At 58.1% G+C, this 12,865-nt stretch carries 9 protein-coding genes; 6 read left to right on the top strand and 3 right to left on the bottom strand.

Annotated features, from left to right (window positions below):
• Positions 1–444 precede the first annotated feature (444 nt).
• Positions 445–1,062 (top strand): protein-L-isoaspartate(D-aspartate) O-methyltransferase, encoded by a 618-nt coding sequence (locus ACOYNV_RS12460; protein ID WP_422900114.1) that lies wholly within the window; start codon positions 445–447, stop codon positions 1,060–1,062.
• Positions 1,063–2,003: 941 nt separating this feature from the next.
• On the opposite strand, the gene ACOYNV_RS12465 is transcribed toward ACOYNV_RS12460, so the two are convergent.
• Together ACOYNV_RS12465 and ACOYNV_RS12470 are read right to left on the bottom strand one after the other, a co-directional pair.
• Positions 2,004–4,205 (bottom strand): SulP family inorganic anion transporter, encoded by a 2,202-nt coding sequence (locus tag ACOYNV_RS12465; protein ID WP_422900106.1) that lies wholly within the window; start codon positions 4,203–4,205, stop codon positions 2,004–2,006.
• A 301-nt stretch (positions 4,206–4,506) separates the two neighbouring features.
• On the bottom strand, positions 4,507–4,758 hold the full coding sequence (locus ACOYNV_RS12470; protein WP_422900107.1) for a TOBE-like domain-containing protein: 252 nt from the start codon (positions 4,756–4,758) through the stop codon (positions 4,507–4,509).
• 329 nt (positions 4,759–5,087) lie between these two features.
• Between ACOYNV_RS12470 and ACOYNV_RS12475 the strand changes: the two genes are divergently transcribed.
• Genes ACOYNV_RS12475 through ACOYNV_RS12495 form a run of 5 tightly spaced genes read left to right on the top strand, consistent with a single transcriptional unit; the run spans position 5,088 to position 11,990 of the window.
• Positions 5,088–8,126 carry a filamentous hemagglutinin N-terminal domain-containing protein gene (locus tag ACOYNV_RS12475; protein WP_422900108.1) on the top strand — a complete coding sequence of 1,013 codons (3,039 nt, stop codon included), beginning with the start codon at positions 5,088–5,090 and terminating at the stop codon, positions 8,124–8,126.
• 53 nt (positions 8,127–8,179) lie between these two features.
• The gene (locus ACOYNV_RS12480) at positions 8,180–8,545 is read left to right on the top strand and encodes a cyclic nucleotide-binding domain-containing protein (protein ID WP_422900109.1); all 366 of its coding nucleotides are present in this window, start codon (positions 8,180–8,182) and stop codon (positions 8,543–8,545) included.
• Between the two features lie 14 nt (positions 8,546–8,559).
• The gene (locus tag ACOYNV_RS12485; protein WP_422900110.1) at positions 8,560–9,342 is read left to right on the top strand and encodes an MBL fold metallo-hydrolase; all 783 of its coding nucleotides are present in this window, start codon (positions 8,560–8,562) and stop codon (positions 9,340–9,342) included.
• An 18-nt stretch (positions 9,343–9,360) separates the two neighbouring features.
• On the top strand, positions 9,361–11,220 hold the full coding sequence (locus ACOYNV_RS12490; RefSeq protein ID WP_422900111.1) for a GNAT family N-acetyltransferase: 1,860 nt from the start codon (positions 9,361–9,363) through the stop codon (positions 11,218–11,220).
• 47 nt (positions 11,221–11,267) lie between these two features.
• Positions 11,268–11,990 (top strand): SapC family protein, encoded by a 723-nt coding sequence (locus ACOYNV_RS12495; RefSeq protein WP_422900112.1) that lies wholly within the window; start codon positions 11,268–11,270, stop codon positions 11,988–11,990.
• Between the two features lie 311 nt (positions 11,991–12,301).
• On the opposite strand, the gene ACOYNV_RS12500 is transcribed toward ACOYNV_RS12495, so the two are convergent.
• The coding region (locus ACOYNV_RS12500) for a transposase (protein WP_422900113.1) at positions 12,302–12,865 on the bottom strand (564 nt) is incomplete at its 5' end.

Genomic DNA, 12,865 nt, shown 5'->3' on the forward strand with positions numbered 1-12,865 from the left:
TCCTGAACCCTGGTCTGGCACCAGCAGGACGGGAATGCATCGAATGGGCCTGGCGTGAAATGCCGGTGCTGAGAGGTTGTGAAAATATCAAGAATCCACCGCAGAGGCGCAAAGGCGCAGAGGAAACGCAGAGGAACCCCATTGTTTTTAAAGGTTTTCTCTGCGAAACCTTTGCGGCTCTGCATTTCCTTCGGTCACCTTTGCGCCTCTGCGGTGGGTGTTTAGGCATTTATTCACAGCCTCTGAGGAGTTTGCAGAGGTCGTTCAGTCTTCAGCGCCCGCTTGAAGGTTTGCCTATCAGGCGCTCACCGTGGTCTGTCTGGCGCGCGAGAACTGCACCCTGGCGGCGCAGGAAAAATATCTCTCGACCTGGCAGGAAGGCACTCGATGAAAAGCACCTGTGATCCGCGCCTGAATCACTTGCTGGATGATATCCAGAAGGAAATGCGGCTGACTCGCGACTTCACGGGTCTTCAGGCACTTGATGAGCAGGTTCTGGCCGCCTTGCGCAAGGTGCCGCGTCACGCCTTTGTACCGAAGAAGGTTCAGGATTGTGCCTATCTGAACGACCCTTTGCCGATCGGCTACGGGCAAACAATCTCGCAACCTTACATTGTTGCCTTGATGACCGACCTGATCCAGCCGCAGGCCGACGACGTGGTTCTGGAAATCGGCACCGGTTCGGGCTACCAGACGGCCATCCTGGCCGAACTGGTGCAGCAGGTTTATTCGCTGGAAATTATTGATGAACTGGCCGAAGCCGCGCGTGAACGCCTGCAGAGCCTGGGCTATGAAAATATTGAAGTACGTTCGGGTAACGGCCATTTTGGCTGGCCGGAGCACGCCCCTTACGACGCTATCGTGGTTACTGCGGCACCGACCGGGATTCCTTCTGCATTGATAGAGCAATTGAAGCCTGGCGGCACGCTCGTCATTCCGGTGGGCGAGCGAATGTTCGGGCAGGAGTTGCTGCTGATAAGAAAAGATGAAAAAGGAATGATTGAAGAAAAGAGCCTTCTGCCGGTGGCCTTCGTGCCGTTGATCGGATCGCCGGAGGATTGACCCTAAAAACCGCAGTTCAAACCACGGCGACAGCGCGAAGCCTCCCTGCAGAGGGACGGCGGACACGGCGAAAAGCTGCTGCGAAGCAAATACTCTTGGGGTGCTCAGTTTTTCAGGATTTAATGGCTCACCCAAAGGGTGAATCATGAAAAAATTGCAAGCCATTATTTTTACGCTGTTTTCGCCGTCCCTCTGCAGGGAGGCTTCGCGCTGCCGCCGTGGTTAAACCTAAAAACCTCAGTTGACCGCGACAAACTGACCGCAAAGCCAGATCTGACGCGTGTTTAGCCCTCACCCCAACCCTCTCCCGCGGGGAGAGGGGGTTTACACCCTTCTCCCTGTGACCGAAGGAAATGCAGAGCCGGGAGAAGGGCCGGGGATGAGGGCTTGCGACATTGGCATAACATCCAACTGAGTTTTCCAGGTTAAACAGAGTTTTCTGGGTTGACTGCACCGGATCGGGAAATAATTGCCGGAACCGTCTCGGGAATAGATGCTTGGCTCGCCGCAATCGGCCATCAGCGGACGGTGGCGTTTTTTCTCCAAAGCCGCCGTTGGCCGGGTACCCTCACCCGAAAGCCGACATTGGCGAGTTGGTGCTCAATTTCTTCACTTCACGGTCCGGAATGCATCGCCATCATTCACAGCCATGAAAATGCAAGGGTTTGATGGGTGGCTTTCAGGGCCAACCCGCCGTTCAAAGTGCGAGGCCGCTGGCTGGCTCCACCCGGCCAGAAACAGACTGGAAAAATCTCATCCGGAGCGGCCGCAAGGCAGTGCAGGAGTGTTGTTTGCGCAAGTCAGATTGAGCATCATGCGCGTTATTGCCTGAGCAGACTAAAGCCTCTTCAAACCCCGAGTCACCCTGAAAATCGCATGAAAATGGCGGGTCGGTGTAACTTGCGCATGATGCTCAATTTTGATCGCGCCGTAACACCCCATTACCCTTCTACCGCAAGGCGCAACTCAACGGTAGTCATGCGCAGGCGCTCAGCCAGGCTGCAGCTGATATTGAGCAGGATGCGGCGGGCGATTTCAGGGTGCCTGATTTCGATCTCGGCCAGGCTGTCGCGCGTCAGTTCCCAGACCGTGCTCGGCCCCTGCACCACGGCATCGGCCGAGCGGGGTTTGCCCTCCAGCAAGGCCATTTCGCCGAACACCACGCCGGGGGCGAAACTGGCCACCCGCTTCTGCCTGCCGTGCTGCAACGGCAGGAAAATATCGACCACGCTGCCGGTCGCCACGAAGAGGCTTGCACCCTCATCGCCATTGCGGAAAACCATCCCCGCCGACTCAAACATCCGCTTCGTCAGGTAACCTTCAAGCGCCTGGCTCTGTGCTTCGCTCAGGCCGGCGGCCAGACCCGTTTGCGCCAGATCAACAACAGCGCCACAGGTTTTTACGCCATTCCTGGCCAGCAGAGCATCTTCGAGCTTCTCCAGCGCGGTATCCAGATCGTCATGCCAATCCTCGGGTTGGACGACCGTCTCAAGGCCCATGGCCCGCAGAAAGCGCTCGACCCGCCGATTGGCCCCCGACAGCAACAAGACCCGCTGTCGCGCCTTCATCTTGCGCGCTACCTGCAACAGCGTTCGGGCGCCCGTCGGATCGACGTCGCTGACACGCTTCAGATCGAGGATCAACGAAGTGGCGTACTCCGCCACCTTTTCAATCTCGCGCGCCACGCGGTCCGCTGTGCCGAAGAATAGCGAACCCTCGACTTCGATCACGCTGATTTTCTCGCCCTCGCGTTCGAGCAGTTGCATGTCTTCGAGCGCGCGCACCTTGAGTGATCGATGGTGTTGTGCATTGAACACGCGGCGGATCACCGGCTTGATGCTGGAACGGACAAAAAGGAAGACTGCGGCCGCCACGCCAATCCCCACGGCCTTCATCATGTCGCCGGCCACCGCCACCAAGGCCACCAGGGCGGTCACGCCGAAGTTCTCGAGCAACAGGTGATACTGGGCACGCGTCAGTTGCCCGTGCTGCGTCAGCAACTGAACGATCAGGCGACGGGTGCCGTCGTCGACCATGGTGATGGCGTAGAAAATCAGGATTGCCGCCGTCACCGCGCTCGGCACCAGCCCCATCCAGTTCCCGGCAAAGACCACGATCAGCACCAGTGCCGCCGAATAAGCCACGCCCGAGAAGGCGCTGTGGCCGCCAGAAGAAAGATTGACCATGACGCGCGATAGCTGGCCGATGCTCGGCGTAGCGCCCAGCACACCCGACACCAGATTGACCAGACCCTGCGTGCGCAACTCCCGGTCGCCATCGGTCCGCTCGAAGCTTCTCGACTCGATGGCGGCCAGGCACAGCAGCGCTTCAAGCGAGGAAAATGCCGCGATGGCCAGCGCGTAAGGCGCCAGCGTTGGCAACCAGGCCAGCAGATTGCCGGCCCCTTGATCGAGCGCCACCTGCCAGACGGAAAATTGCGGCCAGAGGCCGTCGACACTCCCCGACGTTCCGCCCAGCCTGTCCGCCCCGGCAACCAGGGCCAGCGCGTGATGCAGCAGTGTGCCGGCCAACAGTGCCACGACGGTGCCGGGAACGCGTTTGATCGAGCGTTGAGCAAAGAAACACAACGCCAGGGTCACGCCAGCCACTATGATGCTGAGCGGATGCCAGACGCTCAGCGCATCGCGCCAGGGCGTGCCGAAGGCGATGCCCAGCGCCGGGCGCAGGGCGAAGAGCACCATCAACAAGGCCACGCCGCAAACCAGGCCGGCGAGTACCGGGTAGGGGACGAACTTCAGCGCACTGCCGACCCGCGCCATTCCGAAGAGCAGTTGAAACACGCCGGCCAGCGCAGTACACAGAAGCAACAGTACGAAAATCATGCCGACCGGATCGGCTGACGATTGCACCTCGACCTGCTGCAGCAACGCCGCCGCCAGCGTGCCAAGAATCAGCCCCGGCGCCGAACGCGAGCCGGTAAGCATGCCCCCGGTAGTGCGCAGCAACAGACCCAGCACCCCACCGAGAATGCAGCCTAAAAACGCGGCACGCAGGCCATGATTGGCGTAAGCCGCGCCCAGCGGAGCAACCGCGAACAGCCCGTACACCAGTTCGACCGGCACGGCGGCCAGTGCGGCCGTCACGCCACCCGACACATCACCCGCCAATCCGCGTTTGTTCACACCGTTTTTGATTGATTGCCTTTAGATGCCAATGCTCAGTGAATAGGAGTTTTCCAGTTTCGCAGCTGACCAAGGACTCCTTTACCCCTGTGGATCATGATAACAGATCGCTGGTTGTCAGCCACCGGGGAAACGGCACGCCCTTCCAAGACGACCGTATTCAGTGCATCACAGGCCGGTATCGACAAAAGACAGCCAATCAGATTCCCGAACCTCATCTTTTTCCAGGTCAGTGCCGTGTGCAGCAAAGACCTTGACCTGGCGCCACTTGAGCCACACACCTGCTGCCCCTTGGCGAGATTCAGCACGATGGCGGCTCGCGTGTCAGATCCACCTCGATCCGCGCGAAGGCATGGGCCAGTTCGACCCGCACCAGCGGACCGATAGCGTGCACATTCTGGACCATGGCCTCCTGTCCTCCCGCCACCTGGATAGGCTCGATGTCGATAGCGTGCAGGCGAACGCAGGCCACCAACTGATAGCAGGTTGTCGAAACGAGCTTGAATTTGTCTGGGCTCTCTGTAGGCCAAGGATTGCGACGAATTTGACGCAAGAGCAGTTTGCTAAAATTTTCTTGCCGCATCTTTCGACAGGAGTCCGGGGGCCGGTCCCGAAATTGAAGCCGTAGCAGGAGCCGAGCAACGTTTTGCTCTTGTACAAGGCGCATCCGTCTAGCGTTTCGCAAGATCGTGAAACTTCTCAGGCACTTTGTATTTTTTCTTTTCCCTATTGCCCAAGTAATATCATCATGATTTTTTTATACCCTTTTTACGGTAATTACCATCAAACATAAGAGGTTATTCATGCCATAATCGCCCGCTACTTGGAAGTCTTGATCAGTAGCGGTTACGGGGCCCCAAGAAAATAACAACGGGGATAAAAATGACTCGCCTTTGCGCCTTCAAGACCAAGGTGATTGCTGCTGCTCTGGCCGCTACGTTCGCTGGTACTTCCGTAGCCAACCCGGTCAATCCCGTTGTTGCTTCCGGCTCGGCCGTCTTCCAGCAAAGCGGCAAAACTCTCACGGTCACCAACACCCCAAGCGCCATCATCAACTGGCAGAGTTTCAACATCGACCGTGGCGAACTCACGCGCTTCATCCAGCAAAGCGCCAGCAGCCAGGTGCTTAACCGCGTTACCGGCGGCGACCCGAGCAAGATCCTCGGCAGCCTGCAATCCAACGGCCGTGTCATCCTGATCAACCCCAACGGCGTCGCCTTTGGCAAAGGCGCGCAGGTCGACGTCGCCGGCCTGCTGGTTTCCACTTTGCAACTCAAGGATGCCGACTACCTGGCCGGCAAGCTCAGATTCACCGATACCCCCGGTGCCGGCGGCATCAAGAACGAAGGCACGATCAAAACCGCCAGCGGCGGTCAGGTCATCCTGATTGCACCGCAGATCGAAAACTCCGGCCTGATCCACACCCCCGAAGGGCAGATCCTGCTTGCCGCCGGCAAGAGCGTCACCATCGCCGACCCGGACAAGCCGTCGATCCAGGTCGAGATCACCAACAGCGAACAACAGGCCATCAACCTTGGCACATTGATCGGCAAGGAAATCAGCCTCTACGGCGGCATCGTCAAAAATAGCGGCACCATCGAGGCCACCACTGCCGTTGTCGGACAAAACGGCAAGATCAGCCTGCGCGCCAAATACGAAGTCGAGAACACCGGCACCCTGCAAGCCAATGGTGCCCAAGGCGGCGACATCCTCATTCAAGCCGAACAAGGCACCGCCAACGTGCTGGGCGTGGTCGAAGCCAGAGGCCTGGCCACGCTGGCCGAACAAAGAGCCAACCCGCTCGCGCCGGAAACCGGAAAAGGTGGGCGCTTCGAAATCCTCGCCCCAACCATCACCGCCGATGCTATCGTCGATGCCTCCGGCAGTACCGGAGGCGGCGCCATTCTGATTGGCGGCGACTACCAGGGCGGCAAAAACCCGATACCCGCCGACTGGAGCCAGAACACCGCAGTGCAGCGGGCCAGCCTCAGCCTGAGCAACCCCTTCGCCGCATCCCCGAGCGTGACCGAAACTCCCGCGGCGAATCCTTCACCCGCCAATGGCGACGGAACCGGCGGCCTGGGCGGCAGCAGCAACCCGGCGCTGCCGGCACGCAGCCTGCCCTCGGCGAGAACCGTCACCATCGGCGCCAACGCCCGGCTACGTTCCGAAGCGCTCGACAAGGGAGACGGCGGTGTAATCATTGCCTGGTCGGAAGGCATGACCACCGTTCAAGGAACGCTCTCGGCCAAGGGCGGCGTCAATGGAGGCAACGGCGGCCTGATCGAGACCTCGGGCAAGGACATCGAGTTTGCCGGTGCCAGAATCGACGCCTCCGGTTCGCGGGGCAAGAACGGCCAGTGGCTGATCGACCCGACCAACATCAACATCGATTCTGCGTATGCAGCCACCATCAAGGCTGCCCTCGATCTCGGGACCGATACCGTTATCACCACGTCCGACGGGAGTGTTACCGTCGCCAGTGCCATCGCCAAGACCGCCGGTTCTGACGCCACGCTGACCTTCAACGCGCTCACTGGCATCACCCTTAACGCGGCCATCTACTCGACCAGCAACCGGCTGAATCTGGTGCTCAACGGGGGCAGTGCCAACAACATCAACAAGGCCGTTTTCCTCAACGGTGGCGCGATGACCATCGGTACGGCGACCAATATCAACTCGGGCAGCACGATCGGCAACGCCACACTCACTATCGCCAATGGTAGCGGCGCGAAATACACCGCGACGGGCGGCACGCTCGACGGCGTCACCCTGAATAGCGACCTCTGGGTCAAGGCCAGCAGCCTGACCGTGCGCAATGGCCTGACGCTCAACGGCAGCACGCTTTACCTGGGCGACGGCACGGCGACCGGGTATTCCTACCTGAACTGGAACGGCACGCAGACGATCGGCGGCAACGGCACGATCCTGTTCAATACCAACAATGGCTATTCCGCCCGGATCACCGGCAACGGCTACGCGGGCAGCACGCTGACGCTGGGGGCGCAGATCACCACCCGGATCGGAAGCGGCAACGGCTACATCGAAGGCAGCGGCTACAACCTGATCAACAATGGCGCCATCGTTTCCGGCGTCAGCGGCAAGACGCTTTACGTTCAGCCCGGCGGCACGCTCACCAACAACGGCACGATCAAAGCGACGGCGGGCGGCACGCTGACGATCGCCTCGGGCAGTTGGGTGAATACCGGCAGCGTTCAGGCAGACGGCGGCAGCACGCTGACGCTGGCACCGATCACCTGGACGAGCAGCGGCAACCTGCAAGCCACCGCTGACAGCACGCTCAATCTGGGTGGCAGCTTCAGCCGCGGGGCGATCAGCACGCTTCAGCACACCGGCGGAACGACGCGCCTGATCGGCACGCTCGACAACAGCGGCGGCACGCTGACGCTGAACGACAGCATGGGCAGTTTCGACATCGCCAGCGGCGGCACTCTCGTCGGCGGGGCGCTGGCGGTCGCGGCCGGCAGCACTTCAAAATACACAGCGACGGGCGGCACGCTCGACGGCGTCACCCTGAACAGCGACTTCTTGGTCAAGGCCAGCAACAGCCTGACCGTGCGCAATGGCCTGACACTCAACGGCAGCACGCTCAACCTGGGCGACGGCACGACGACAGGGTCTTCCTACCTGTACTGGAACGACACGCAGACGATCGGCGGCAACGGCACGATCCTGTTTAATACCATCTATGGCTATTCCGCCCGGATCACCGGCTACGGCTACGCGGGCAGCACACTGACGCTGGGGGCGGGAATCACCACCCGGATCGGAAGCAGCAACGGCTACATCGAAGGCAGCGGCTACAACCTGATCAACAATGGCGCCATCGTTTCCGGCGTCAGCGGCAGGACGCTTTATGTCCAGCCCGGCGGCACGCTCACCAACAACGGCACGAAATGATGGAAGCAAGCATCGTCGGCTATTTCTGATCACGTATACCCAAGGAGTTTTGCATGCGCTTTGCGGAAAAATTCATCCAGGACTTTGCCTCCGGTGAAGCGGTATTTGAAGAAGGTGTCGCGGGGGAGGAGATGTTCGTTGTTCTCTCCGGCACGATAGAGATCGTAAAACAAGGTGCTTCAGGCCCTTTGCCCGTAGCCACGCTGACTAAAGGCGAAATGTTCGGCGAAATGGCGCTGGTGGATAGCGGTGTCCGCTCGGCCGGTGCGATTGCCGGTGCTTCAGGGGCCAGTGTCGTCCGTATCGACGAGGCCCGATTTGTCTATCTGGTCAGTCAGCAACCGGCCTTTGGGCTCAGCGTCATGCGCATTATGGCTCGCCGTCTGGCCGCCAAGCCATTGACCGAAGCCGCCGTTTAAACAGGAGCGCACGAATGGATAGTCCAACAGAACCCGGCAAGAAAAAAACCATTGTCGAGATTTACCCAAATATTTACCAGATATTTGGACGCAATCGATCCGCTCATGCCTACCTGATTCGCGGGTTGCACAAGAACGTGCTGATCGATAGCTGCCTGCCCGATGCCTGCGACCACGTTGTCGCTTGTTTGTCCGAAATCGAGTTGTCGCCGGAAGACATTGATCTGGTTCTGCTCACCCATGAGCATATCGACCATGCCGGCTGCGCACCATTTTTTGGCCGACACGCCTTGCTGGCAGCGCACCGCTTGGCGGCCAACAAGCTCACCATGCGCGATGAATTTGCGATGATGAATAAGGCATTCGGGTCGGTTACCGACGAATTTCACCTCGATATTTTTCTTTCCGAGGGGGTTTCGATCAATCTCGGCAATTACGAACTCCATGTCATTCATACGCCGGGACATTGCTCGGGCGCCGTCTGCTTTTACGAGCCCAATCACCGCTTGCTATTTACTGGCGACGTGGTCATGGCTGAAGGCATGGTCGGCGGCGTGTTGCAGTCTGGCAATATCAGCGACTACGTTTATTCCCTCAAGCGCCTGGCGTCCTTCAAGGTGGACCACCTCTACCCGGGGCACGGGAAGATTTCGGCCCATGCCGAGAGCGACATTGCCAAAGGAATTGATCGGTTGGAGACCCTTCTTGAAGAGTCAAAACTACTCTTTCAGGTAGTACAGAATTCACAACATGGTTTTGACCAGATTGTTCGGTCGCTACGCGATCTGAATCGATAACAACAAGAAAGGGCTTGTATGAGCGTTACGGAAGCGCACCGGCTGGAGCGCTGGCTGGATAAAGTGTGCACTGCCGAGCAGGCGGTCCAGTCAATCAAGAGCGGGCAGCGTGTTTTTGTTGGTACGGCCTGCGCTACGCCAACGACACTGACTAACGCACTGGAAGCTAGAAACCCGGCACCGGACGATGTCGAACTGTTCCACTTCCTGACCACCAACATGTTGCCGGTAGTCGATGGAAAACCGACCACGAAATATCGCCATCGAACTTTCTTTGTTGGCACGGAGATGCGGGAACTGGTCAACCGCGGGCTGGCGGAATATGTCCCGGTTTCCTTGTTGCAGGTGCCTGCCCTGATCGTTTCCGGGCGAATCCGGGCGGATGTCGCACTTGTTCAGGTTTCACCTCCCGACGAATTCGGCTATGTGAGCCTGGGTGTTTCGGTGGACATGGTGGCCACCGCCGTACGCTACGCCAAACGGGTCATCGCTGAAGTTAATCCAAACATGCCCCGCACCTTGGGCGAGAGTTTCATTCATATTTCCAAGTTTGACAAACTGGTGCCGGTCGATTCGCCGGTAGCCGAATTTTTGCACGAACCCCTCGATGAACTCGCTCAGCAGATTGCCCGCTATGTCGCCGAGATCATCGAGGATGGCTCCACGCTCCAGGTCGGCCTCGGCCGCATTCCCAACGAGGCGCTGAAATACCTGACCAATCGTAAAGACCTCGGCGTGCATTCCGATGTAATCACCGATGCGATTCTTGGGCTGATTGACGCCGGGGTCGTCACGGGCGCCCGAAAAAGCCTGCACCCGCATCGTATCGTCACCAGTTACTGCATCGGTTCAAAGCGTCTTTATGATGTGGTGAACAACAATCCGTTGTTCAAGTTCCTGCCCATCGAACAAGTGGCCGACGCCGGGATCATCCGTCAGAACACGAAAATGGTGTCGCTGACCCAGGCCTTTTCTATCGACCTCACCGGGCAGGTATGCACCGACCAGTTTGGCGGGCAGTTCTACGGTGGAGTTTCAACCCAGCCAGAATTTCTGCGTGGCGCCTCGCTGGCTGAAAATGGCAAACCGATCGTCTGCCTGCGCTCGACCACCGCCGATGATTCGGAGTCCTGCATCCGGCCGCTGCTACCGGTCGGGGAAGGGGTCACGATTGCGCGCTCGGACGTCCACTACGTCGTCACCGAATACGGTATCGCGTACCTGTTCGCGAAATCGGTGCGCGAACGGGCGATTGCGCTGATTGAAATCGCCCATCCGAAATTCCGTGCCCAACTTCTCGAGGAGGCCAAGAAACTGGGCTACGCCCTGCCTGAGCAGAAACTGGATACTCTGCGCCCTTACCTGATTGAAGAAGAGCGTACGGTCAGCCTCAAGGGCGACCGCCAGGTGTTGATCCGTCCGGCCCGTTCCAGCGATGCGATGGGGATGAAGGAAATCTTCTACCAGTTGAGCAAGGATGATGTTTACACCCGTTTTTTTCGGCGGGTTAACGCACTCTCGTTCAATGAGGCACAACGGCTGTGCAACGTTAATTTCGATACCGAGGTCGCCTTTGTCGCCGTGACCGGCATGCGCGATAACGAGCAGATTGCCGGCTCCTGCTGCTATTTTCTCAACCCGTCCACGAACCTGGCTGAAGTCGCTTATATGATCGCCCCGGAATGGCAAGCTACCGGTCTTGGCGGCGCTTTGCAAAAACGCATGATGGAATTCGCCAAGAAGAAGGGCGTGCGTGGGTTCGTGGCCGAGATTCTGGCCGAGAATACCAAGATGATCGCTCTGGCCAAGCGCGCTTGCGATAACGTCAAAGTACATATGGAAGATGGGATGGTTGAAATTGTGATGATTTTTGACTGAGGTTTGTACTGGCTTTGAATCGCTGACCAATAACAACTGGAATTGCTATGACTGATCTGATCTTTTACCAAAAAGTGGCGTCCCTGAATAAGGAAAACCACGGGAAATTGAGACTTAAGCCGATAAAAAACTTCGCATTCTCAGCGAAGACCAATTCGGTACCGCTGGTCGTTGGCGAGTTTATCGATGCAGCCAGGGAACTCCCCATCCTCTTCGTCAAGGGGGCCGATGAATCCTTTCTTCCCGTTGCGCTACTCGGGCTGCGCGAAGCGGAAAACCTGTTCGTCAAGGCCGATGGCCGGTGGGCTGGGCGTTACTTGCCGGCATTCATTCGCCGTTACCCGTTTGTGCCGGCAGAGGCAGGCGACGGTCAGATGCTCATCTGTTTCGATGAAAATGCGGAGTGTCTGAGTGAGACGGAAGGCGACCTCCTGTTTGACGAGAACGGACTCAGCCCGGTGCTCAAGAACGTGATGGCACTACTTCAGGGATATCAAGACGAGGCGCTTCGTACCCAGGCATTCTGCAAGCGTCTGGCTGATTGTAACCTTCTGGTGGAGTCGAACGCCCAAGCCCGGCTGGGCGATGGCTCCGACTGCCGATTGTCCGGTTTCTACGTGGTCGATCAGAACCGGCTACAGGTGCTCGACAAGGAAAAAATCCATGCCTTTTTCAGTTCCGGCGAGTTGAGCTTGATCTACGCGCATCTCCACTCGCTGGGCAATCTGCAACATTTGGTCGAGAAACTGACTGCGCATGTTGGGCATTGACAAGGGCCTGCGTAACAGGGCTTGGCGAATCTGGTTCAGGGGAACCAGACTGCACAGCAAACCTTCGTACGGCCGCTTTTAGCAGGGGTCAGAGTTCGGAAGTGCAAGTTTTCGTTTCCTGAATGACGCCTTTTGGCGGTACTTGCCAGCCAAGTTTGGTCAGCGACCGTCAGCTTTATGTTGCGAAGCGGACGGTCAGGCGAAAATATAATAAAAGCATAACAAGCGGCTGCTTTCGCGTTTTCATCGTTCCCTGCGAATGACTGCTTTTCAAAACCCTGATCGTCTGCATCACGCCCTGAGGTAGTCCGTCAAGAGTTATTTGCATCTGGCATGAGGCTTTTCAGAAGGGGTGACCCCCGCTTTTTCAAAGCGTTTAGATACTTGCTTTCATCGTAGGGTGTCCGGGTTTTCCAGTACCGATACAGAATTCGAATCCACTTGAAGGCCAACGCACGCACTGCCGCTTGATAGGAGTTTCCTTTTTTGCGCTGCTGCCGATAGTAGGCACCGGCCCAGAACGATTTGTTGATGGTCTGTGCTGCCCATTCAACAAAGGTCTGGCGCAAGAAGGTTGGGCATTGCCATCGCCAATGAACCCAACTCTTCTTGCCACTTCGCTCGGTGACCGGGGCGATGCCCGCATATTGCTGCAACTCATCAGCGCGCTTGAAACGTTCGCGGTCCTCCCCGAAGGCAACGAGCAGTCGTGTTACCAAATGCTCGCCGGCACCGGGTAAGTTTTCAAACAGAAAGTAGTCCGGTAGCGTCGGGGCTAGCGTAGCAATTTCGTGATCAAACTGGTGAATGGCGTGCAGTGTTGTTATGGCCCGCTCAAATCCAGACAAACAAACCCGAGCTGGATGAGGATGAGA

Origin of the sequence: Propionivibrio sp. (genome assembly GCF_049316945.1) — a bacterium.
In the GTDB taxonomy this organism is placed as follows: Bacteria; Pseudomonadota; Gammaproteobacteria; order Burkholderiales; family Rhodocyclaceae; genus Propionivibrio.